Source organism: Sphingomonas glaciei (genome assembly GCF_023380025.1).
Taxonomy (GTDB): Bacteria; Pseudomonadota; Alphaproteobacteria; order Sphingomonadales; family Sphingomonadaceae; genus Sphingomicrobium; species Sphingomicrobium glaciei.
In genome coordinates, this window is sequence record NZ_CP097253.1 from 2,666,898 (window position 1) to 2,688,126 (window position 21,229).

The window sequence follows — 21,229 nt, forward strand, 5'->3', positions numbered from 1 at the left end:
GAGGAGGGCCGAAGCCCTCACTCCGCCGCGAGCGCCGGCGGCTCGTCTGCGTTGTCGACGCTGTTGAGTTCGACGTTGAGGCCGAGCGAGCGCATTTCTTTGACCAGCACGTTGAAGCTTTCCGGAATGCCGGCCTCGAACGTGTCGTCACCCTTGACGATCGCCTCGTAGACCTTGGTCCGGCCGATCACGTCGTCCGACTTGACCGTCAGCATCTCCTGCAGCGTGTAGGCGGCGCCGTAAGCCTGGAGGGCCCAGACCTCCATCTCGCCGAAGCGCTGACCGCCGAACTGGGCCTTACCGCCCAGCGGCTGCTGGGTGACGAGGCTGTACGGCCCGATCGAACGGGCGTGGATCTTGTCGTCCACCAGGTGGTGCAGCTTCAGCATGTAGATGATGCCCATCGTGACCTTGCGGTCGAACGGCTCACCGGTGCGGCCATCGTACAGGGTCGACTGGCCCGAGGTGTCGAGACCGGCCTGGGTCAGCATCGCCGACACGTCCGGCTCGCGCGCGCCGTCGAACACTGGGGTGCCCATCGGCAGGCCGCCGACCAGGTTGCGCGCCAGTTCGAGCGCCTGCTCGTCGGTGCGGGCGTCGATGTCGCCGTCATACTGAGTGCCGTACATGGTCTTCAGTTGCTGGCGGATCGCCGCAATGTCCTTGCCGGCGAAGTCCGATCCGCGGTGGTGCATCTCCTCGAGCATGTCCCCGATCTGCTTGCCGAGGCCGCGGGCGGCCCAGCCAAGGTGGGTTTCGAAGATCTGCCCGACGTTCATGCGCGACGGCACGCCCAGCGGGTTGAGCACGATGTCGGCATGAGTCCCGTCCTCGAGGAACGGCATGTCCTCGATCGGCAGGATGCGGCTGATGACGCCCTTGTTGCCGTGACGGCCGGCCATCTTGTCGCCCGGCTGAAGCTTGCGCTTCACAGCGACGAAGACCTTGACCATCTTGAGCACGCCCGGGGCCAGCTCGTCGCCCGCCTCGACCTTGCCGACGCGATCCTCGAGCTTGCGGCGGATGGCCGCCTCGGCCTCGTCATACTGGCCCTTCAGCGCCTCGATGTCAGCCTGGCGGCTGTCATCCTTGACGGCGATCTTCCACCAGTCGTGCTTGTCGGTGCCCTCGAGCATCTCCACGTCGAGCGTGGCGCCCTTCTTGATCGTCTTGGGCGCAGCGGTCGCGACCTGGCCGACCAGCATTTCCTGCAGACGGGCGAAGGTCGCCCGGTTGAGGATCCGACGCTCGGATTCGGCGTCGCCCTTGAGGCGATCCTTGTCCTCGGCCTGGATGGCGCGGGTACGGTCGTCGATGTCGATGCCGTGACGGTTGAAGACGCGCACGTCGACGATCGTCCCGGTCACGCCCGGCGGCAGGCGCAGCGAGGTGTCGCGGACGTCCGAAGCCTTCTCACCGAAGATGGCGCGGAGGAGCTTTTCTTCCGGCGTCATCGGGCTTTCGCCCTTCGGAGTGATCTTGCCGCACAGGATGTCGCCCGGTTCGACCTCGGCTCCGATGTAGACGATGCCAGCCTCGTCGAGATTGCGCAGGGCTTCCTCGCCGACGTTCGGGATGTCGCGGGTGATGTCTTCCGGCCCGAGCTTGGTGTCGCGGGCCATGACCTCGAACTCCTCGATGTGGATCGAGGTGAAGACGTCGTCCTTCACGATCCGCTCGGAGATCAGGATCGAGTCTTCGTAGTTGTAGCCATTCCACGGCATGAACGCGACGAGCACGTTGCGGCCGAGCGCCAGCTCACCGAACTGAGTCGAAGGACCGTCGGCGATGATCTCACCGGCCTCGACCCCGTCGCCGACCTTCACCAGAGGACGCTGGTTGATGCAGGTCGACTGGTTCGAACGCTGGAACTTCATCAAGCTGTAGATGTCGACGCCGCTCTCACCGGGGCGAAGCTCGCTGGTGACGCGGATCACGATGCGGGTGGCGTCGACCTGGTCGACGATGCCGGCCCGGCGCGCGCCGATGGCGGCACCCGAGTCGCGGGCGACGGTCTCTTCCATGCCCGTGCCGACCAGCGGAGCGTCCGCCTGCAGCAGGGGAACGGCCTGGCGCTGCATGTTCGAGCCCATCAGCGCGCGGTTGGCGTCATCGTTCTCCAGGAACGGGATGAGCGAGGCCGCGACTGACACCAGCTGCTTGGGGCTGACGTCCATCAGGGTGATCTGGTCGCGCGGAGCGATCAGGAAGTCGCCGTTGCGCCGCGACGAGATGATCTCTTCGGCGAAGGTGCCGTCCGGATTGATCTCGGCATTGGCCTGCGCGATCGTGTGCTTGGCCTCCTCCATCGCCGACAGATAGACCACCTGGTCGGTAACCTTGTGATCGGTGACGACGCGGTACGGCGTTTCGATGAAGCCGTACTTGTTGACGCGGCTAAAGCTCGCGAGGCTGTTGATCAGACCGATGTTCGGGCCTTCCGGCGTCTCGATCGGGCAAATGCGGCCATAATGGGTCGGGTGGACGTCGCGGACTTCGAAGCCCGCGCGCTCACGGGTCAGACCGCCCGGCCCGAGGGCCGAGACGCGACGCTTATGAGTCACTTCGGACAGCGGGTTGGTCTGATCCATGAACTGCGACAGCTGGCTGCTGCCAAAGAATTCACGCACCGCGGCAACCGCCGGCTTGGCGTTGATGAGGTCGTTCGGCATCACGGTCGAGACGTCGACCGAGCTCATCCGCTCCTTGACCGCGCGCTCCATGCGCAGGAGGCCGACGCGATATTGGTTCTCGAGCAATTCGCCGACCGACCTGACGCGGCGGTTGGCAAGGTTGTCGATATCGTCGATCTCGCCCTTGCCGTCCTTGAGGTTCACCAGCTCCTTGACCACCGCCAGGATGTCCTCGCGGCGCAGAGTGGTGACCGTGTCTTCGGCGTCGAGGCCGAGGCGCATGTTGAGCTTGACCCGACCGACGGCCGACAGGTCGTAGCGCTCCGGATCGAAGAACAGGCCGTAAAACAGGGCATCGGCGGTCTCGCGCGTCGGCGGCTCGCCCGGGCGCATGACGCGGTAGATGTCGCTCAGCGCCTGGTCGCCGTCTTCCGACTTGTCGGCCTTCAGCGTGTTGCGGATCCAGGGACCGGTGTTGACGTAGTCGATGTCGAGCAGCTCGAGGCGATCGATGCCCGCCTTGTCCAGCGCTTCGAGGTTCTCGGGAGTGATCTCGTCACCGGCCTCGACGTAGATCTGGCCGGTCGACTCGTTGATGAGATCATAGGCCGAGAAGCGGCCGAAGATGGTTTCGGTCGGGATGATCAGGTTGGCAAGGCCTTCCTTGCCGGCCTGATTGGCGCGGCGCGGAGTGATCTTCTCGCCGGCCTTGAATGCCACTTCGCCGGTGTCGGCGTTGACGATGTCGAACATCGGCTTCTGGCCGCGCCAGTTCTCGCCGACGTAGGGGATCTGCCAGCCATTCGGCCCGCGCAGGTAGACCACGCGGCCGTAGAATTCGTTGAGCACTTCCTCGCTGGTCAGGCCGAGCGCGTGCAGCAGCGCGGTGACCGGCAGCTTGCGCTTGCGGTCGATACGGACGTTGACGATGTCCTTGGCGTCGAACTCGAAATCGAGCCACGAGCCGCGATACGGAATCACCCGGGCGGCGAACAGATACTTGCCCGAGGCGTGGGTCTTGCCGCGATCATGGTCGAACAGGACGCCCGGCGAGCGGTGCATCTGCGACACGATGACGCGCTCGGTGCCGTTGACGATGAAGGTGCCGTTCTGCGTCATGAGCGGCATGTCGCCCATGTACACGTCCTGCTCCTTGATATCGATCACCGACTTGGCCTCGGTGTCGGGATCGATCTCGAACGAGGTGAGGCGCAGGGTGACGCGCATCGGCGCGGCATAGGTCAGCCCGCGCTGGCGGCACTCGTCGGTGTCGAACTTGGGGTCCTCGAGGACATAATGGTCGAAGTCGAGGTGGGCGGTGCCGGCGAAATCCTGAATAGGGAATACCGAGCGCAGCGTCTTCTCGAGGCCCGACACATAGCCGGTAGCCGGATCGGAGCGCAGGAACTGCTCGTAACTTTCGCGCTGAACCTCGATGAGGTTCGGCATCTCGCTGATCTCGTGGATGTTGCCGAAGATCTTGCGGATGCGGCGCTGCTTGGTGAAGCGCCCCGAAGAGGTGTTGTGCGGAATGTCGATCGACTTGGTGGCCATGCGAAGTCCCTGCGCTTGGACGGGGCACAGGTCTGGCCTGCGCTCCCGCTGATCCCCGGCACGGAGCCGGGGGTTGCAATAAGTGGAGCGCTGCTCCCGCTGGTCTCTCCACTTCGTTCGGCCCGCGCGCTGTTCGGACCCTGTCCCGGAGAGGGCAGGAAAGGCCCCAGGCGCACGGGTTGACGTGCGGCGGAGCCGGTATGTTTGTCGGATGAAGACTGCATATAGCCTCGTGCGCGGCCTTCGCAAGAGGGCAAAGCAACCAAAGCCGTGCGGCAGGCATTGGGGAAGCAACGCTTTTCCCGCCTGCTTACGAGGGGTCGTCCATGCGCCTGTTGCTCGTCTCTCCCGCCTTTGTCCTGCTTGCCGCCTGCGGTTCGGGGGCGAACGATCCTGACAAGAATATCCTCAACGCGACCGAACAGATGGACCCGGCAGCGGCGGCAGCGGTCGAGAATGCGACCGCGCGCGGGGTCGATCCGCAAAATGCGCTAGCGATCGGGGGCGAGGCTGCGACCTTCGCCAACGAACCCAGCGCCGCCGACCGCGGGCAGGTGGCGCCGCCCTCGGTCCAGGCCCAGCCCAACACCGTCGCCAGCCCCAATCGCAAGGACGGCACCAGCGCGCCCGACACCGCGGCAAGTCCGCCGGCCGAGGGGCAGCGTTAACCATCTTGTGACGCTCGCCCGCTAGGACCTATCCTGCAAGCCTGAGGCAGGCACGGGCAGTGGGGCGGGAAGCGGATGATGAGTGCGGAGCCGGCGGGCAACTGGTGGGGGAGGGCGCGATCCGCCTTTGCCGCGAAGCCGCAGCGAACCGACCTCCTCGCGCCCGACAGGCTCGACACCTACGGCCCTGCCATCCAGGCAGCCCTGCCGTTGCTGCTTGCCGGGCTGATCGCCTTCAAGCTCCAGATCTACATGGACGGGGACACCGGCTGGCACCTTGGCGCCGGGAAATGGATCCTCGCCAACGGGGCGGTCCCGACCACCGATCCGTTCAGCCACACGATGCCGGGCAAGGCCTGGACCGCGCACGAATGGCTGGCCGAGATCGTGATGACCGGCGCCTTCCGGCTGGCCGGATGGGGCGGGCTGGCGGCGCTGTTCGCCCTGTCGGTGGGGACCACCTTCCACCTGCTCGCGCGCGAAGCCTTCCGCAACTTGTCTGCGCGCTGGGCAGTGGTCGCGGTCAGCATCGCCGCAAGCCTGCTGTTTACCTTTGCCCTGGCCCGGCCGCACGTGCTCGCATGGACCTTGCTGGCGGCCTGGACCGTGATCCTGCTGCGCGCCCGCGAAGGGCGTCGCGCACCCCCGCTCGCCGCCGCACTGCTGATGGTGGTGTGGGCCAATCTTCATGCCAGCTATATCTTCGGCTTCGGCCTCGCCGGGCTGTTCGCGCTCGAATCGCTGATCGAGAATCCGCGCGATCGCGGGCTGCTCGGCCGCTGGGTGGCGTTCGGCCTCGCCTCGCTGGCCGCCGCCGCGCTGGTCACGCCATTCGGCCCGAGCGACTTCCTTTATCCCTTCCAAGTCAGCGGCATGAAGGCGCTGTCGGTAATCAGCGAATGGCGCCGCTCCGTCCCGCTTGCCGACAAATTGTTCTTCATCTGCCTGGCCGGCCTTGCAGTGCTGGTCGTCGCGCGCTGGCGGACCATCCCGCCGCTGCGCCTGCTTCTACTGGTCGGCCTGTCGGCGATGGCGATAACCCATGCCCGCCACCAGATGCTATTCGCGATCGTCGGACTGCTGGTGGTACTGCCGTTGCTCGACCCCCGTGCGGCATCGCGCCCTCATCTGACCCCCGTGCGCTGGTTCTGGCCGGCGGTGGCGCTGCTGGTCGCGTTGCGGGTCGCGATCCCCTACCAATTCAAGGAACATAGCAGCTACCCGCTGAGCTTGCTTGCCAAGGTGCCGGACGAGATCCGCCGCCAGCCGGTCTACAACGAATATAGCCAGGGCGGACCGCTGGTGATGCTCGGCATCCGACCGTACATCGACGGCCGCGCCGACATGTACGGCGACGACTTCACCTTCCGCTCGCGCGCCATCAATCGCGGCGACATCGTCAAGTTTCGCGAGGACGTCGCGCGCTACGGCATCCGCTGGGCGGTGGTGGAGTTCGACGATGGGCTGAAGCGCAAGCTCGAACGCGAGCCTGGCTGGCGCAAGTTCGCCGAGGACAAGCATGCGACAATTTTTATCCGCACCAACTGAGCGCTTGCTTATTGAAAAACGATAAGACAACTTACCGATACTCGGTAAGGAGTCGTGACATGCTGTCTTTCTCTCGGTGGGTGGTGAGCGCGCTGCTCATCCTCAATGTGCTGGTTGGAGTGCCGTTGCTGGCGGTGCTTGGTTACTCGTTCGTCGCGGAACCCAAGTTTCTTGAAACGCTGGGCCGACTCAACCCGGGGCGTGACCTAGACCTTCTGCTGCTGAGCGCGCGCTGGATCCTCGCGATCGTCGCGCCGGTCATGCTGTTCGCCCACATCCTGCTGCGCCGGTTGCAGGCCATCCTTCAGACTGTGCGCGATGGTGAGCCCTTCGCCCCCGCCAATGCCGAGCGCCTGCGGCTCGTGGCCTGGTGCCTGCTGGCGATCCAGTTTTGCGACCTCGGCTTCGGGTTCGCCGCGACCACCTTCGATACGGTCGCGGGCGAGCGTACATCGGGCTGGTCGCCAGGAATCACCGGCTGGGTCGCGGTCCTGTTGGTCTTCGTCCTAGCCCGCGTGTTCCGCGAAGGCAGCCGCCTGCGCGACGAAGCCGAACTGACCATCTGATGCCGATCCGCATCGACCTCGACGCGCTGCTGGCACGGCAGCGCATGACCCAGGCGGAGCTGGCGACGCGGATCGGCATCACCGCGCCCAACCTCAACGTACTCAAGACCGGCAAGGCAAAGGCGATCCGCTTTTCGACCCTGTCCGCCATTTGCCGCGAGCTGGGCTGCCAGCCGGGCGACATCCTGCGCTGGGAAGCTGGCGCCGACGACGAAGGGGAAGACCAATGACCAACCTGTGGCGCGACGTACGCGACATCTATGGCAGCGCTTGGGCCTTCGCCTTCGCTTGCCCTCTCCTGTTCCTGATCCCAGTCCTGTTCGAACTCGCCCAGCACGTGGTGGAGATCCAGAGCGGGCTGTACCGCTCGATGGAAGCGGCGCGCCTGGCCGAGAATGACTCCTCGCGGATGCTGTTCGGCTACTGGAAGACACTCGCCATCTCGCTGCCAAGCTACTGGATATACCGCTACGTAGTGAGTGGCCGTGACGCGGCCTACGCGCGCCGGCTCGATCCCAAGGCAGTGATGCTGTGGGCCCTGCTATTCGTGCCGCTGGTCATGGGGCTCCAGTGGCTGGCGCTGTTTGGGCCCCCGCTTGGGCAGATAATCGGTCTCGAGGGGCGGGCGGAGTCGATCGCCAAGATGGTATCGACCCTGGTACAGACCGTTGCCGGCATCTATCTCACCGCCTGGCTGGTCGCCTTGTCGCAGGGCAATGCCGCGGTCGGGCCGCTGGCGTCGATCCGCATCATGAGCGGCAGCTTCTGGCGCACGGTGGCGCTTATCATCGCCGGCGTGGTGCCGTTGATGGCGCTCCATTATGCCGGGCTGTTCGCGATCGGGCGGCCCGAGCCACTGGTCTGGGCCCTCATGGTCTTCGACAGCCTGGTAGTCGGCTTCCTCGCCCTCACCATGTTCGCCGCTAACGCGGTGGCGGCCCGAGCTGCTGCAAAGCGGAGGGGCGTGGACCTGATGCGATCAGCCAGCATGGAGCCAATCGGGTCCGCGGCAGTCGCATGACGCACGAACGGGCGACCTCTTGCGAGGCCGCCCCTTCCGTCTACGCGCGCTTCAAGATGGGCGGAAACGCTGGACCGTCGGGGGCGGTCACCTCCGGCCATCGCAAACGGAAAAGGGCGACCCCTTGCGGAGCCGCCCTTCCCAATCACCGGCGCTTCAAGACACCGGCGAAACTGATTGTGAAGCTTACTTGAGCTCGACGGTTCCGCCGGCTTCCTCGATCTGCTTCTTGATCTTCTCGGCTTCGTCCTTGTTGACGCCTTCCTTGAGGGCCTTCGGAGCGCCTTCGACCAGCGCCTTGGCTTCGCCGAGGCCCAGGCCGGTGATCACGCGGACTTCCTTGATGACGTTGATCTTCTTGCCACCGTCGCCGGTGAGGATCACGTCGAACTCGGTCTTCTCTTCGACGGCCGGGCCGGCAGCGGCGGCAGCAGCCGGAGCGGCGACGGCAGCGGCGGCCGAAACGCCCCACTTCTCTTCGAGGGCCTTGGCCAGCTCGGCGGCCTCGAGGACGGTGAGCGCCGACAGCTGGTCGACGATGTTGTTGATGTCAGCCATTTCTTACTCCTTGGCGGGGCTCAGCGGCCCCTGATTTGTCGTGCGAAAGAAAAACGAAGAACCTCAGGCGGCTTCCTGCGCCGCATAGGCGCCGAACACCCGTGCGAGCATCGCGCCCGGCTCTGCGACGGTCCGGGCGATCTTGCTCGCCGGCGCCATGATGGTGCCGATGAGGGTCGCGCGAAGTTCGTCGAGGCTCGGCAGCTCGGCCAGCGCCTTGACCCCATTGAGGTCGAGGACGGTGTCACCCATCGCTCCCCCAAGAACCTCGAACTTGTCGGTGGTCTTGGCGAAATCGATCGCAACCTTGGCGGCGGCGACCGGGTCGATGGACGTGGCGAGGGCCGTCGGGCCCTTGAGCAGCTCGCCGATCGGCTGATAGCGGGTGCCATCGAGCGCGATAAGGGCGAGGCGGTTCTTCGCAACCTTGAACTGGGCTCCGGCGTCGCGCATCCGCAGGCGAAGATCGGTGGACTGGGCCACCGTCAGACCGAGATTGCGGGTGACAACCACCACGCTGGTCTCGGTCAGGACCTGCTTCAGTTCGGCAACCAGATCCGCCTTTTCGTTGCGATCCATGCCAACTCCAAACAAATGGCCGCTGGATACCCTAAGGCACCGGCGACCGGCTTCATGACCCGCCAGGGCGCAAGGCCTTGGCAGGAGCTCATGTCCGTGGGGCTGGGAGGCGCGTGCGGGGTCTCCGCACGACAACGCGAAAAGCCTTGGCTCCCCGCGAGAAACTCTCTTCCCCGTCTCGGCTGGAAATTAAGCCTGCAAGAGGCACCAACTGTCTCGGACGGCGCCCCGGCAAGCCGGGGACGAGCGGGCCAATAGCAGAAAGCGCGGCGCGATCAACCCGCGCGGGTCAGCCGAACATCGCGATCAGGTTGGCCAGCATGGCATCGCCATGGGTGGTGAGGATGCTTTCCGGGTGGAATTGAAGTCCGGCCTGGAGCGCGCCCGCGTCGCTGAACGCCATCGCCATGCCGTCGACCTCGGCATGGACCGTGAAGCGATCCGGCAGGTCGCGGGTGCACAGGCTGTGGTAGCGGGCGACCCGGACCGGGCTGGACAAGCTCGCGAACGGGCCGGCGCCGTCGTGCTCCAGCAGCATCGACTTGCCGTGGACGGGTTCGGGCGCGCGGGTCACGGTGCCCCCGGCTTCCTCGACGATCGCCTGGTGGCCAAGGCAGATGCCAAGTAGCGGCACGCGGCCCTTGGCTAGCGCGATCAGCTCGAGGCAGCAGCCGGAGCTCTGCGGGGTACCGGGGCCGGGCGAAATCATCAGCAGCGCGCCCCGCGCTTCGGCTTCGGCCAGCGCGGTCGCGGCGGCGATGCTGTTGCGGCGGACCAAGACCTCGGCCCCGATCCGCTCGAGGCTCTCGACCAAGTTGAAGGTGAAACTGTCGAGGTTGTCGATCAGCAGGACGGGCTTCATGCGCCGAGCACTCCCAGCAGCGCCGAGGCCTTGGCGCGGGTCTCGTCGGCTTCGGCCTGCGGCACGCTGTCGTGGACCACGCCTGCGCCCGAGCGCACCTCGGCGACGCCGTCGCGAACCAGGGCCGAGCGGATCACCACCGCCGTATCCATTCGTCCATCCCCCCCGATCCACCCGATAGCTCCGCCATAAGGGCCACGGCGCCTGACTTCTGCGGCGCGGAGCAATTGCATGGCGCGGATCTTGGGCGCGCCGACCAGGGTGCCGACGTTGAGGCAGGCGGCCAGAGCGTCGAAGGCGTCGAGACCCGGGCGAAGCGTCCCGGTGACCGAGGAGACGAGGTGCATGACGCGGGCGAAGCGCTCGACCGTCAACAGCTTCGCCACCCGCCGCGTGCCCGGAAGCGAGACTCGGGCGATGTCGTTGCGGGCAAGGTCGACCAGCATCATGTGCTCGGCCAGTTCCTTGCCGTCGAGGCGCATCTCCGCCTCCATTCGGTCGTCGGCATCGGGGCTGGCGCCGCGGGGGCGAGTGCCCGCGATCGGCTTGACCTCAACCGTGCGACCGCTCGGACCTCCCGGCGACAGGCGGACGCTGGTTTCCGGGCTGGCGCCGAGCAAGGTCCAGCCGTCGTCGACCAGAAAAAAACGGTAGCTCGCCGGCTCCGCCTGCCGCAGCCGGGCATAGGCGGCGAGGGGGTCGGGACAGGGGCCGGTGAAGGTGCGGCTGGGCACGATCTGGTAGACTTCGCCGGCGGCGATCTCTTGCTTGAGGCGGGCGACGAGGGCGATGAAATCGGGGTCGGACAGGTCAGGCGGGAACGCAGCGGCAGCCCCGGCGGGCAGCGCAATCGTTGGAGCAGGCCGCTGCTCGACCGGCGGGCTCGCAAGCGCCGCCAACCCCTCCTCCAGCCGCCGGGCGGCGTCGTTCACGTGCCGCTCGTCCGGACCGAAGGCGGTGCACAGCAGGCGCGCGGCGCCGCCCGGGGCGATGGTCAGCAGCGTGTCGGGCACGAAGAAGACGAAGTCGGGGACCTCGGCAGGCGGGGCCGCGGGCATGTCCTCGCCCCACGCCGCCAGATCGAACCCGGCCACCCCCAGCAGTAGGCTGCCGAAGGGCTCCCCACGCGGGGCCGCGGCGGCATCGAGGAGCGCGCGCAGGGCATGCAGCGGCTGGGCCCCGAGCAGGCGTTCGGCGGCGTCCTCGCTGGTAGGCCGGGCGAAGGTCAGCACCAGCCGGTCGACCCGGCGTTCGCTCACCCACGGTGCCTGATAGGCCGCAAGCAGCGCCTCGCCGTTGGCGTTGAGGGCGTCCAGCACCACGTGCCCCTCCCGCGCCTCGGCCCGTACGCAGGCCCGGCCCATGATCAGTCGCTGGCCGTCGGGCGCCTCGAACAGGCCGGTTCCTGCCTCTCCGCCGCCGAGTGCGCGATAGGCGGCGAGGGGGTCGAGGCCGGCGGGCAGGCGCCGTGCGAGAACCTGCGCTTCGACCTTCACAGCTGGCGGCCGACCGCCGCCGCGACTGCGCCGATCGATCCCATCAATTGCTCGAACTGCGCAGGGTAGAGCGACTGGGCGCCGTCGCTCCACGCCTTGGCGGGATCGCGGTGGACCTCGATCATCAGGCCGTCGGCGCCGGCCGCGACCGCTGCCAGGCTCATCGCCGGGACCAGGTCGCGCGCCCCCGTGCCGTGGCTGGGGTCGACCACGATCGGCAGGTGGGTCTTGCCTTTGACGTAGGGCACGGCGTTGAGGTCGAGCGTGTTGCGGGTCGCCGGTTCGAAGGTGCGGATGCCGCGCTCGCACAGGATGACATTGGGATTGCCGGCGGCCATCAGATATTCGGCGGCGAGCAGCCATTCCTGGATGGTGGCGGAAAGGCCGCGCTTCAGCAGCACCGGCCGTCCGGCGGCGCCGACCGCGCGCAGGAGCGCGTAATTCTGCATGTTGCGGGCGCCGATCTGAAGGCAGTCGGCGGCTTCGGCGACATGGGCGACGTCGGCGGTATCCATCACCTCGGTGACGATCGGCAGGCCGAGGTCATCGCCCACTTCGCGCAGCACCTTGAGGCCCTCGATCCCGTGCCCGGCAAAGCCATAGGGGCTGGTGCGCGGCTTGTAGGCACCGGCGCGCAGCAGGGTCGCGCCGGCGGCCTTCACGGCTGCGGCGGTCTCGTGCAGCTGGTCGGGGCTTTCCACCGCGCACGGGCCCGCGATCACCGCCAGCCGGTCTCCGCCGATGCTCACCCCGCCGACGTCGACCACGGTATCGTGCGCCTGCAGTTCGCGGCTGACGAGCTTGTAGGGCGCGAGGATCGGCTTGACGCTTTCCACCGCGGGATCGCCTTCGAGCGCCAGTTCGGCGAGCACCCGTTCGTCGCCCAGCGCACCGAGCACCACCCGCTCGGCACCGGGCATGTGGAGCGGCTTCAGGCCCGCGTCCTCGATCTTCCTGAGCAGGCGCTCGGCGGAGTCGGCGGGGGCTTCGGGCTTCAATACGATGATCATGGCAGTTCCTGACGGTGGGAGGAGGAGCCGGCAGGACAATAAAAAACCCGCCGGATGAGGGCGGGTCGGCAAGCGCTAGGGCAGATGAAAAGCCCTGCTAGCGCTCGATCGGCACGCCGCCTTCATCGTTCCAGCGCCACCAGCGGGCAGCGAAGACAAGTTGGGCGGCGGGGCGAAGCATGGCCGTTAAAGAGCGCAAACTATCTAACAGGTCAAGCCGGCACGGAGGGACGGCGCACGGGTGTTCACGCGCGCCGTCCCGCTGACGCCCTCACCGCGAGGCGACAAGGGTGATCGTGCGGGCGCCCTTCACGCTGCCGGCAGCGGCAAGCAGGGTGGCGGAGGCTCGTAGCGCGGCGACCTGCTCATTGGCCGACCGCCGAGCATCGTAGTGGCAGCGTCCGTCGGCGATCAGACGGCGGTCGTTGCCCGGATCGCGGCAAACGTCAAAGACGGCGCGATCGATGCGCGATTTCAGGCGCTTGAGGTCGGCCGCATTGGTGAAGTCGACGTCGCTGGCGTCGACCCGGCGGGTTTGCACGTCGCGGTCGGCGGTGGCGGTCAATTCGACGGGTTCGGCATCGGTGATCGCGGCGTGCGCCACCGCGGGCGTCAGCGCCAGCGCCAGGATGCCGGCGGACAGGGTAAAGGACAAGGCGGCGATGCCGCTACTTTGCAATCGACTGGTCATTTCAATCCCCTTGGACCGGCCACACGAAACCATATCGTGTGGCCGATTCTGGGATTAAACCGGGTCCGGGATCATCGCCCGTCCGCTTCTACGCCGCGGCTGGGATGATCGATGCAGCGGCAGACCGCCGCTGGACCTCGACTTGTCGGCAGACGGCGGAAAAGCCCGACTTTCGGGTCGTGCCGCCGCCTGATTATCCAGCAATCAGAAGCTGCTGGTGGCGCCGCCGCCGGTCGTCGGCTGATCACGGCCGCTGTCCTGCCGGTCCTGTTCGCTGCCTCCGCCGAACTGGTCGGCGCCGCCCTCCGTCTGGCCGCTGGCGAAGCGGAACGCGCTGCCGTCGTCACGCGCCTGCTCGAAACTGTGGGTCTGGGTCGAGGCGATTTCCCCGCCCATCGCATCGGTGCCGTCGCTCATGCCCTGCTGGCCGATCGCGCCGGTCGCCGCACTGCCGGCACGGCCGCCCCCGGTTTCCTGCATAAGGCAGTCGTGAAGCAGTTGCTTGGCCTGCTCGGCCAGTTGCTTCTGGACCTGCATGGCGCCTTCGAAGAACTGGCGATGCTCCTGCTTGCCCCCGGCGTCGCCCATGTAGATCTGGCAATTCTCGACGCCCTGCAGTGCATGGTAGAGCACGGCGGTGAGGTCGTAGGTGACGTCGCGGGTGCCGGTGCTTCCGCCCTGGTCGCCGCTGGTCGGGTTGTTGTCCATGGTCGTTCCTCCGCTTGGTGATGCCGGATCGTCCGGCGCGCGAGGGAGAAACGCTCGGAGGGCACATTCGCCGCAGCGGCTAAAGCGCCTGACCCGCCGCCACGCCCGACGCCCACGCCCACTGGAAATTGTAGCCGCCGAGCCAGCCAGTGACGTCGACCGCCTCGCCGATCGCGAACAGGCCGGGGACCTTTCTCGCCTCCATTGTCTGCTGCGACAGGTCGGCGGTGCTGATCCCGCCCACGGTCACCTCGGCCTTGGCGAAGCCTTCGGTCCCGCTCGGCGCGAACGACCAGCCGGCGAGCAGGCGCTCGGCTTCCTCCAGCTTGCGGTCGGGAGCATTGCCGAGCTCGACCGCGAGGCCGATCCGCTCCGCCAGCGTGTCGGCGAGCCGCGCCGGTAATTGCTCGCCCAGCAGCGTCGGCAAGCGCACCCGGGGGCGGTGACGCTTGGCTTCGCGCAGCCAGCCGGGCGCGGCCTCGGGCAGGAAGTCGATCAGCACGGCCTGGCCATGGCGCCAGTAGCTCGACACCTGCAGGATGGCCGGGCCGCTCATGCCCTTGTGGGTGAACAGAGCGGCCTCGCGAAAGGCGGCGTCGCCGCAGCGCGCTTCGATTGGCGCGGCGACGCCCGACAGCGAACGGAACAGCGCTTCCTCCCCGCCCAGCGTCAGCGGCACCAGCGCGGGGCGGGGCTCGACCACCTTGAGCCCGAAGCGGCGGGCGAGGTCATAGGCGAAGCCGGTCGCGCCGAGCTTGGGAATGGACAGCCCGCCAGTGGCGATCACCAGCGCCGGCGCTTCGGCCTTCATCTTACCCGCCGCGACCCGGTACCGGCCGTCGGCATGGTCGACCGAATGGATCGGCGCATTGCAGCGGACCGTCGCACCGCCGGACGCGCACTCGTCGAGCAGCATGGCGACGATCTGGCGGGCCGATCCGTCGCAGAACAATTGCCCCAGCGTCTTCTCGTGCCAGGCGATGCGGTGCTTGGCGACCAGCTCGAGGAAATCCTGCGCGGTGTAGCGGGCCAGCGCCGAGCGGGCGAAATGGGGGTTGGCGCTGAGGTAGCGGTCGGGCGCGACGCCGAGATTGGTGAAATTGCACCGCCCGCCGCCCGAGATCAGGATCTTGCGGCCGGGCTCCGAGGCATGGTCGATCACCAGCACCTTTCGGCCCCGCGCGGCGGCGACCGCGGCGCACATCAGCCCGGCGCCGCCAGCACCGAGGATGATTGCGTCATAGGTGTCCGGAGCAGGCATGTGCCGCCGCTAGCATCCCGATGGGTTCGAGGCGAACGGCGGCAGCTGCTTAATTGCCTTCGAGCGGCAGCGTGTCTTCCTGGCCTTCGTCGTCGAGCGCCATGCCGGAGGCGGCGCCTGAAGCGTCGGTGTCGAGCGGGAGGGCGCCGGCTTCGGCCTCGGCCAAGTCGCGGGCGGCGAATTCCAGTTCGACACCGCTCATGGCGTCGCCGGCCAGTTCGTTGGGGGAGGCGAGGGGGTGGTCGTTGCTAAATTCGGTCTCTTCGCTGTCGAGCTGGGGGTCGGTGTCGTCGCGAGGGGTGTCGGTCATGGCACGAGGCTCCTTTGCACCCCCAACGAGAAAGGGCCGCGACGTTTCCGCCGCGGCCCTCGATCGTGCAGATAAGGGGGTGAGGCTTAGGCCACGCCCTCCTCGAGCTGGACCTTGATTCCCGGGCCCATCGAAGAGCTGATCGCAGCCTTCTTCAGATACTTACCCTTGGCACCGGCCGGCTTGGCCTTGGTGATGGCGTCGACGAACGCGTCATAATTGGCGCGCAGGTCCTCGGCCGGGAAGCTGGCCTTGCCGATGCCGGCATGGATGATCCCGGCCTTCTCGACGCGGAACTCGATCTGGCCGGCCTTGGCGTCGGTGACAGCCTTGGTGACGTCCATGGTGACGGTGCCGAGCTTCGGGTTCGGCATCAGGCCCTTGGGACCCAGCACCTTACCGAGACGGCCGACGAGGCCCATCATGTCGGGGGTGGCGATGACGCGCTCAAAATCGATCTGGCCGTTCTGGATCTGCTCCATCAGGTCCTCGGCCCCGACCACGTCGGCACCCGCCTTGGTGGCTTCCTCGGCCTTGGCGCCCTTGGCGAACACCGCCACGCGGACGGTCTTGCCGGTGCCTTTGGGCAGGTTGACCACGCCGCGGACCATCTGGTCGGCGTGACGCGGATCAACGCCGAGGTTGAGCGCGACTTCGATCGATTCGTCGAACTTGGCGGTGGCAAGCGTCTTGGCGAGGCTGATCGCCTCGTCGACGCCGTACAGCTTCTCGCGGTCGACCGCGGTCTCCAGGCTCTTCTGCTTCTTGGTCAGCTTGGCCATGTCCTTAGCCCTCCACCACTTCGAGGCCCATCGCGCGGGCGGAGCCTTCGATGATCTTGGTCGCGGCCTCGATGTCGTTGGCGTTGAGATCCTTCATCTTGGTCTCAGCGATTTCCGACAGCTGGCTGCGCTTGATCTTGCCCGCGGAGACCTTGCCCGGCTCCTTCGAACCCGACTTGAGGCCAGCGGCCTTCTTGATCAGGAACGAGGCGGGCGGGGTCTTGGTGGCGAAGGAGAAGGAGCGATCCGCATAGACGGTGATCACCGTCGGGATCGGCATGCCCTTTTCCAGTTCCTGCGTCGACGCATTGAACGCCTTGCAGAATTCCATGATGTTGACGCCGCGCTGACCCAGCGCAGGGCCGATCGGAGGCGAAGGATTGGCGGCGCCGGCCGGCACCTGCAACTTGATATAGCCGGTAATTTTCTTGGCCATGTCACTCTCTTGGCTCGGGCCCGCAAAGGCCCGGTTTCAGTTTAGCGGTTCAAGCGGACAGGCCGAGGCCATGTCCTCCCGCAGTGGCTCCAGTGATGCTGGAAGGCGGCGCCCCTAGCAGGATCGGCGCCGGGAGGAAAGGGCTCGCGAACCTGAACAAGGTCACAAAGGTTGCAGGTGGCGGGGTGCCGGAGGCGTTCGAATCTGGACAAAGTCACACCCCCGAGCCTGGTGCGCCAGGAGCCCGAGCGCGCGACAGTGAAGCGGGGACGAGGCAGGAAGGAACCATAAAGGTTAGTAGAGCAGGCGAAATCCTATTCTTCAAGGCGCGAGTGCCAATGCCAGGATTGGGTGGAAAGTGGACATTCGCCATTAGTCGGCCGGACAGCGTTCGCTTGTCCCTTGTGCGCCCGCAAGCAGCGATGGTGCATGCCCTCTCACGTTTGACTGCCTCTTGCGTTTTCAGCCAGGTTCCGCTCGACACTGCGCATGAAAGCCCAGCGCCACCCTTCTGAACCTGCGCGCCTGGCCGCGCTCCGAGCCTATGACATCCTCGATACGCCGCGAGAGTCAGACTTCGACGACATTGTGCGGCTTGCTGCGCAAATCTGCGAGGTGCCGATATCGGTCGTGAATCTGATCGACGAACACCGCCAATGGTTCAAGGCGGAAACCGGACTCGGGGTCCGTGAGACGCCGCTCGACACGTCATTGTGTGCCCATGTCATTCTACAGAATGACTTCGTCGAGATACCCGACACGCTGGCTGATGCCCGCATGTCGGACAATCCCTTGTGTCTCGCCGACCCAGGGCTGCGTTTCTATGCCGGAGCGTTACTGAAATCGCAGGGCGGATTTCCGATCGGCACGTTATGCGTCCTCGACAATCGGCCGCGAACCCTGAACGAAGTGCAGCGTCAGGCTCTTCAAGTTCTTGCCCGGCAGGTCATGACCCAGCTCAATCTGCGGGCAGTCATCGCCAACGAGAAGGTGCTTCGCAGCGAGATTGACCACCGGGTCAAAAACTCTCTCCAAACGGTAGGCGCCTTCGTCTCACTTGAACGAAGTGCAACCGATGACAATGACACCCGCGCCTCACTCGGGCGGGTCGAGGGACAAATCAGGACCGTCGCCGCACTGCACGACCATCTCGGCTTTTCCGGCAATGAAGAACGGATCAAACTCGCGCCATATCTCGATCAGGTGGTCAATCTGCTGAATTCGACTTTCCCGAGCGAAATATCAGTGCAGGGCAGATTCGAGGACGTCGAGGTCACGCCCCGTGAAGCATCCTTGGTGGCGACGATCGTCAACGAGCTTGCTGCGAATGCGGCAAAGCATTCCTTCGAGCGATCCTCCGGAACGATCAAATTGATCGGTCAGCGGGTCGCAGACGCTGAGTATCGATTGACGTCCAGTGACGATGCTGCGCCGCGCGCACCTCAAGGAAGCAAGGTCAGTAGACGCGAAGGAATGGGCTTGAAAATCCTGGGAGCGTCCGTTCGCCAGCTCGGGGGAGGGATGGCGGTGACGCACAATGAGCAAGGCTATTCTACCCAGCTCGACTTTCATCTTTCAGGTGCGTGACAAACGAATGCCTACCTCGGACGGTGGTCAATCTTCTCTTCTCGCCGTTGACCAGCCGCTTTGGCCGCTCCGTCTATGAGACGTCCACCGGTCTCAAGCGCTGCCTCGGGTGTCAGCGCCACGTCCACGCCATCAGGTCCGTCGAGAAGAACTCGTCCGTCCTCTGCCACGACTTCCGTCGGCTTATTGTATGTTTCCTTGGTCATCCAGCTTTAGCGCGCCAGCAAGCAGCCCCGTTCCACGCGCTCCATCACCAATAGCGAGTCTTCCCGATGGGTCGTAAGCAGACCGTCCGCTAAGGGTCGAAAGCGGGCATTAGCGGACGGGTGGCTTATGCCGCCACCTCAGGTCCTGCTTGCGCAGAGGCAAGACCGCAGCGCGTGACCTCGCTGTCCGCTCGGACAAAGTTTGTGACAGCATGGGCCGACCGGCCTCCTCGCCGGTTGAGCCGGTGAAGGGAATTACAGATGCGAGTGGTCGATCATGGACGGGGCAAGCCCCTGTTGCTGGTGCACGGGCTGGGCAGCAGCGGGCATGCGTGGGAGCCGGTCCTGCGCCCGCTGGCCGAGGCCCGGCGAGTCATGGTGATCGACCTGCCCGGCCATGGCGCGAGCCCGGCGGAAGCCGACAGCGGGACCTTCGACGGGTTGGTGCGCTCGGTCACCGCGTGGCTCGGCGAGAACGGCATGAACGGGGTCGACATGGTCGGCAGTTCGATGGGGGCGCGGCTGGTGCTGGAACTGGCGCGGCAGGGAAAGGCCGGCAACGTCGTGGCGCTCGATCCCGGGGGCTTCTGGGAGGGGTGGGAGCGCAAGTTCCTGGTCACCACCCTCAGCGCCTCGCGCGCGCTGGTCAAACGGCTGAAGCCGGCGCTTCCCGCGCTGGCCGGGAATGCCATCAGCCGCTCGGCGCTGCTGGCGCAGCTGTCGGCGCGGCCTTGGGATCTCGACGGGGACTTCGTCGCCGAGGAACTGCGCGCGTTGGCCGAGACGGCGACCGTGCCCTCGCTGGTCAGGGACCTGGGATACGGCCCAGGACAGGAGGGGATTGCCGACACCGGCAAGCGGCTGGCGATCGGCTGGGGCCGCCACGACCGGCTGTGCCTGCCGGTCCAGGCCGGACGGGCTGCGAAGCGCTTCCCGAGCGCCAAGCTCCACTGGTTCGAGCATAGCGGGCACTTCCCGCTGTGGGACGAGCCGCGCGAGACCGTGAAGCTGATCGCGGAGGTGTGCGGGTAGGGGGCAGAAGATAGACGTCACGTAGTGAATTCGTGACGTCGGTCCTGTCCGCTGCGCGGCAGGCCGTCCGGTATTCGCCGGCTCTTCGCGCTAGCTCTCGGATGCCGAGGCATCCGCGCACTAACGCTCGGCGGCTCTTACTTGACCAGTTCGACCTGTTCGAACTCCAGCTCGACCGGGGTCGCGCGGCCGAAGATCGAGACACCGACCTTGACCCGGCCACGATCGAAATCGAGTTCCTCGACCACGCCGTTGAAGCTGGCGAACGGACCGTCGAGCACCTTGACGCTGTCGCCGATCTCATAGTCGACGTTGATCTTGGCCTTGGGCGCGGCGGCGGCGGCTTCTTCCTTGGTGTTGAGGATGCGCGCGGCCTCGGCCTCGCTGATCGCCTGCGGCTTGCCGTTGGGGCCGAGGAAGCCGGTCACCTTGGGGGTGTTCTTGACGAGGTGGTAGACGTCGTCGTTCATGCCGAGCTTGGCGAGCACGTAGCCGGGGAAGAACTTGCGGTCGCTGGTGACCTTCTTGCCGCGGCGGATCTCGGTGATCTTCTCGGTCGGGACCTCGACCGATTCGACCAATTGCTCGAGATTGAGGCGCTTGGCTTCGGACAGGATCGACTCGCGGACCTTGTTCTCGAAGCCCGAATAAGCGTGGATGATGTACCAGCGGGACATGAATCTGAAACCTTAAGCGAGCAGGCCGAGGAGCGACTGGACGATCGCGGCGAAGGCGCTGTCCACGGCGAAGAAGAAGGTAGCGAGGATAGTCACGAGGATGAACACCATCACAGCGGTCACCCAAGTTTCCTTGCCGGTCGGCCACACGACCTTGCCCGCTTCGACGCGGACCTGGCGGATGAATTCGCCGGGGGAAGTCTTGGCCATGACGGGCTTGCTGCCTCTTCAAGTGATAGAAAAACGAGGTCCGCGGATGGCTCCGCCGGACCTCGGTTGAGTGGGCATGTAGCGCGGGTTGGTGCGCGCTTCAAGCAGGGCCGTCAGCGGAGTAAATCCGCTGACGTCGATCCTGCCTGCTTCGCAGCAGGAAAAATTCACTGGAAGAACACCAGTGGAGGAGCCTCAGACCGCCTGACACTTCTAGCGATGCTGTTTCGATCAATCCTTTCGGATAGGGCTAAGTGAAGCGTGCCCCGGCACATCAGGGCCTTGATAATGGGAATGGCAGGTCGGCCGGAAGGCAAGGCCGACACCAAGTCAGACACACTCGCTCGACCTCCTCGACTGCGCAGCGCGTCATCAATCGCGTCGAAGCGTGGTCGATCGAGCGGTGATCCCTGATCCCGACCTTAAGTATCCGCCTTACTCAGCCGAGAAGCTCCGTACTCTCAAAGAAGCCCTTGGCATTGCCGCCACCTGATCGCTCAGCGTGCAGCATCCCACCAGCAATCTGGGTGAACGTGTTTGGCTTCGCCGCTCCGATCTTTCCCTATTCCTCCCCTACGATCTTCTCGATGCCGCTGGCTTTCTTCACGATCTGGCTCGTTTCGATCCTCGACCGCAGCGGCCGCGCGGCGGTGGATCGCGCAGGCTATGTCGCCCAACGGGTGCGTTCCGAGACTGGCTTGGGTGCAGAAGGTGCGGCTGCTCACTAGAAGGATTCTAATCCTCAAGTGTCGCCGTGAGCGTCGCTTTTCCAGATGTCCGCTTACCGATAGCGTGGAAAATCTCCGTAGCCTATGAGACGGGCGCAAGCCTGAC

General features: G+C 65.9%; 22 protein-coding genes. 8 read left to right on the plus strand and 14 right to left on the minus strand.

What is annotated here, in order from left to right; genetic code table 11:
• Positions 1–17: 17 nt before the first annotated feature.
• Entirely contained in the window at positions 18–4,187 is a 4,170-nt protein-coding gene (gene rpoB, locus M1K48_RS13095) for a DNA-directed RNA polymerase subunit beta (protein ID WP_249503643.1), read from the minus strand.
• A 326-nt stretch (positions 4,188–4,513) separates the two neighbouring features.
• Between rpoB and M1K48_RS13100 the strand changes: the two genes are divergently transcribed.
• The 5 genes from M1K48_RS13100 to M1K48_RS13120 all read left to right on the plus strand — a co-directional run bounded on the left by M1K48_RS13100 (position 4,514) and on the right by M1K48_RS13120 (position 7,990).
• Positions 4,514–4,855, plus strand: coding sequence for a hypothetical protein (locus tag M1K48_RS13100; RefSeq protein ID WP_249503644.1), 342 nt, complete (start codon positions 4,514–4,516; stop codon positions 4,853–4,855).
• Positions 4,856–4,930: 75 nt separating this feature from the next.
• On the plus strand, positions 4,931–6,403 hold the full coding sequence (locus M1K48_RS13105; protein WP_249503645.1) for a hypothetical protein: 1,473 nt from the start codon (positions 4,931–4,933) through the stop codon (positions 6,401–6,403).
• 59 nt (positions 6,404–6,462) lie between these two features.
• A complete protein-coding gene (locus M1K48_RS13110; protein WP_249503646.1) occupies positions 6,463–6,969 on the plus strand; it encodes a DUF2975 domain-containing protein in 507 nt (168 codons plus the stop codon).
• Entirely contained in the window at positions 6,969–7,199 is a 231-nt protein-coding gene (locus tag M1K48_RS13115; RefSeq protein ID WP_249503647.1) for a helix-turn-helix domain-containing protein, read from the plus strand. The genes M1K48_RS13110 and M1K48_RS13115 overlap by 1 nt, the downstream gene beginning before the upstream one ends.
• The gene (locus M1K48_RS13120; RefSeq protein ID WP_249503648.1) at positions 7,196–7,990 is read left to right on the plus strand and encodes a hypothetical protein; all 795 of its coding nucleotides are present in this window, start codon (positions 7,196–7,198) and stop codon (positions 7,988–7,990) included. The genes M1K48_RS13115 and M1K48_RS13120 overlap by 4 nt, the downstream gene beginning before the upstream one ends.
• 186 nt (positions 7,991–8,176) lie before the next feature.
• Here M1K48_RS13120 and rplL read toward each other — a convergent pair whose 3' ends face one another.
• The 11 genes from rplL to rplK all read right to left on the minus strand — a co-directional run bounded on the left by rplL (position 8,177) and on the right by rplK (position 16,683).
• Entirely contained in the window at positions 8,177–8,548 is a 372-nt protein-coding gene (gene rplL, locus M1K48_RS13125; RefSeq protein WP_249503649.1) for a 50S ribosomal protein L7/L12, read from the minus strand.
• Positions 8,549–8,611: 63 nt separating this feature from the next.
• Positions 8,612–9,127, minus strand: a complete 516-nt coding sequence (gene rplJ, locus M1K48_RS13130; RefSeq protein WP_168068134.1) for a 50S ribosomal protein L10 — start codon at positions 9,125–9,127, stop codon at positions 8,612–8,614.
• A 289-nt stretch (positions 9,128–9,416) separates the two neighbouring features.
• Positions 9,417–9,989: an anthranilate synthase component II gene (locus M1K48_RS13135; protein ID WP_249503650.1), complete on the minus strand. Its 573-nt coding sequence runs from the start codon at positions 9,987–9,989 to the stop codon at positions 9,417–9,419.
• Entirely contained in the window at positions 9,986–11,485 is a 1,500-nt protein-coding gene (locus tag M1K48_RS13140) for a chorismate-binding protein (RefSeq protein WP_249503651.1), read from the minus strand. Before M1K48_RS13140 ends, M1K48_RS13135 begins: the two co-directional genes overlap by 4 nt.
• Positions 11,482–12,495, minus strand: a complete 1,014-nt coding sequence (aroF, locus tag M1K48_RS13145; protein ID WP_249503652.1) for a 3-deoxy-7-phosphoheptulonate synthase — start codon at positions 12,493–12,495, stop codon at positions 11,482–11,484. Before aroF ends, M1K48_RS13140 begins: the two co-directional genes overlap by 4 nt.
• A 271-nt stretch (positions 12,496–12,766) precedes the next feature.
• Entirely contained in the window at positions 12,767–13,186 is a 420-nt protein-coding gene (locus M1K48_RS13150) for a UrcA family protein (protein ID WP_249503653.1), read from the minus strand.
• Between the two features lie 204 nt (positions 13,187–13,390).
• A complete protein-coding gene (locus M1K48_RS13155; RefSeq protein WP_249503654.1) occupies positions 13,391–13,894 on the minus strand; it encodes a hypothetical protein in 504 nt (167 codons plus the stop codon).
• A 79-nt stretch (positions 13,895–13,973) separates the two neighbouring features.
• Positions 13,974–15,155 (minus strand): BaiN/RdsA family NAD(P)/FAD-dependent oxidoreductase, encoded by a 1,182-nt coding sequence (locus M1K48_RS13160; protein ID WP_249503655.1) that lies wholly within the window; start codon positions 15,153–15,155, stop codon positions 13,974–13,976.
• A 49-nt stretch (positions 15,156–15,204) separates the two neighbouring features.
• A complete protein-coding gene (locus tag M1K48_RS13165) occupies positions 15,205–15,465 on the minus strand; it encodes a hypothetical protein (RefSeq protein ID WP_249503656.1) in 261 nt (86 codons plus the stop codon).
• Between the two features lie 86 nt (positions 15,466–15,551).
• Complete coding sequence (gene rplA / locus M1K48_RS13170; RefSeq protein WP_249503657.1) at positions 15,552–16,247, minus strand: 50S ribosomal protein L1; 696 nt, start codon at positions 16,245–16,247, stop codon at positions 15,552–15,554.
• A gap of 4 nt (positions 16,248–16,251) precedes the next feature.
• Entirely contained in the window at positions 16,252–16,683 is a 432-nt protein-coding gene (rplK, locus tag M1K48_RS13175) for a 50S ribosomal protein L11 (RefSeq protein WP_249503658.1), read from the minus strand.
• Positions 16,684–17,172: 489 nt separating this feature from the next.
• Between rplK and M1K48_RS13180 the strand changes: the two genes are divergently transcribed.
• Both M1K48_RS13180 and M1K48_RS13185 read left to right on the plus strand, forming a co-directional pair.
• The gene (locus M1K48_RS13180) at positions 17,173–18,270 is read left to right on the plus strand and encodes a histidine kinase dimerization/phosphoacceptor domain -containing protein (protein WP_249503659.1); all 1,098 of its coding nucleotides are present in this window, start codon (positions 17,173–17,175) and stop codon (positions 18,268–18,270) included.
• Between the two features lie 467 nt (positions 18,271–18,737).
• Positions 18,738–19,508 carry an alpha/beta fold hydrolase gene (locus M1K48_RS13185; protein WP_249503660.1) on the plus strand — a complete coding sequence of 257 codons (771 nt, stop codon included), beginning with the start codon at positions 18,738–18,740 and terminating at the stop codon, positions 19,506–19,508.
• Positions 19,509–19,645: 137 nt separating this feature from the next.
• On the opposite strand, the gene nusG is transcribed toward M1K48_RS13185, so the two are convergent.
• On the minus strand, positions 19,646–20,185 hold the full coding sequence (gene nusG, locus M1K48_RS13190; RefSeq protein ID WP_249503661.1) for a transcription termination/antitermination protein NusG: 540 nt from the start codon (positions 20,183–20,185) through the stop codon (positions 19,646–19,648).
• Positions 20,186–20,197: 12 nt separating this feature from the next.
• A complete protein-coding gene (secE, locus tag M1K48_RS13195; RefSeq protein ID WP_249503662.1) occupies positions 20,198–20,395 on the minus strand; it encodes a preprotein translocase subunit SecE in 198 nt (65 codons plus the stop codon).
• 527 nt (positions 20,396–20,922) lie between these two features.
• Here secE and M1K48_RS13200 point away from each other — a divergent pair.
• Positions 20,923–21,123, plus strand: coding sequence for a hypothetical protein (locus tag M1K48_RS13200; protein ID WP_249503663.1), 201 nt, complete (start codon positions 20,923–20,925; stop codon positions 21,121–21,123).
• Positions 21,124–21,229: the final 106 nt, after the last annotated feature.

Bases quoted from the DNA above. Each gene is read 5' to 3' on its own strand.
- rplK (WP_249503658.1), bottom strand. From the start codon at position 16,683: ATGGCCAAGAAAATTACCGGCTATATCAAGTTGCAGGTGCCGGCCGGC.
- aroF (WP_249503652.1), bottom strand. From the start codon at position 12,495: ATGATCATCGTATTGAAGCCCGAAGCCCCCGCCGACTCCGCCGAGCGC.
- M1K48_RS13150 (WP_249503653.1), bottom strand. From the start codon at position 13,186: ATGACCAGTCGATTGCAAAGTAGCGGCATCGCCGCCTTGTCCTTTACC.
- rplL (WP_249503649.1), bottom strand. From the start codon at position 8,548: ATGGCTGACATCAACAACATCGTCGACCAGCTGTCGGCGCTCACCGTC.
- M1K48_RS13100 (WP_249503644.1), top strand. From the start codon at position 4,514: ATGCGCCTGTTGCTCGTCTCTCCCGCCTTTGTCCTGCTTGCCGCCTGC.
- M1K48_RS13120 (WP_249503648.1), top strand. From the start codon at position 7,196: ATGACCAACCTGTGGCGCGACGTACGCGACATCTATGGCAGCGCTTGG.
- nusG (WP_249503661.1), bottom strand. From the start codon at position 20,185: ATGTCCCGCTGGTACATCATCCACGCTTATTCGGGCTTCGAGAACAAG.
- M1K48_RS13105 (WP_249503645.1), top strand. From the start codon at position 4,931: ATGATGAGTGCGGAGCCGGCGGGCAACTGGTGGGGGAGGGCGCGATCC.
- rpoB (WP_249503643.1), bottom strand. From the start codon at position 4,187: ATGGCCACCAAGTCGATCGACATTCCGCACAACACCTCTTCGGGGCGC.
- M1K48_RS13135 (WP_249503650.1), bottom strand. From the start codon at position 9,989: ATGAAGCCCGTCCTGCTGATCGACAACCTCGACAGTTTCACCTTCAAC.
- rplA (WP_249503657.1), bottom strand. From the start codon at position 16,247: ATGGCCAAGCTGACCAAGAAGCAGAAGAGCCTGGAGACCGCGGTCGAC.
- secE (WP_249503662.1), bottom strand. From the start codon at position 20,395: ATGGCCAAGACTTCCCCCGGCGAATTCATCCGCCAGGTCCGCGTCGAA.
- M1K48_RS13185 (WP_249503660.1), top strand. From the start codon at position 18,738: ATGCGAGTGGTCGATCATGGACGGGGCAAGCCCCTGTTGCTGGTGCAC.
- M1K48_RS13180 (WP_249503659.1), top strand. From the start codon at position 17,173: ATGAAAGCCCAGCGCCACCCTTCTGAACCTGCGCGCCTGGCCGCGCTC.
- M1K48_RS13165 (WP_249503656.1), bottom strand. From the start codon at position 15,465: ATGACCGACACCCCTCGCGACGACACCGACCCCCAGCTCGACAGCGAA.
- rplJ (WP_168068134.1), bottom strand. From the start codon at position 9,127: ATGGATCGCAACGAAAAGGCGGATCTGGTTGCCGAACTGAAGCAGGTC.
- M1K48_RS13155 (WP_249503654.1), bottom strand. From the start codon at position 13,894: ATGGACAACAACCCGACCAGCGGCGACCAGGGCGGAAGCACCGGCACC.
- M1K48_RS13160 (WP_249503655.1), bottom strand. From the start codon at position 15,155: ATGCCTGCTCCGGACACCTATGACGCAATCATCCTCGGTGCTGGCGGC.
- M1K48_RS13110 (WP_249503646.1), top strand. From the start codon at position 6,463: ATGCTGTCTTTCTCTCGGTGGGTGGTGAGCGCGCTGCTCATCCTCAAT.
- M1K48_RS13115 (WP_249503647.1), top strand. From the start codon at position 6,969: ATGCCGATCCGCATCGACCTCGACGCGCTGCTGGCACGGCAGCGCATG.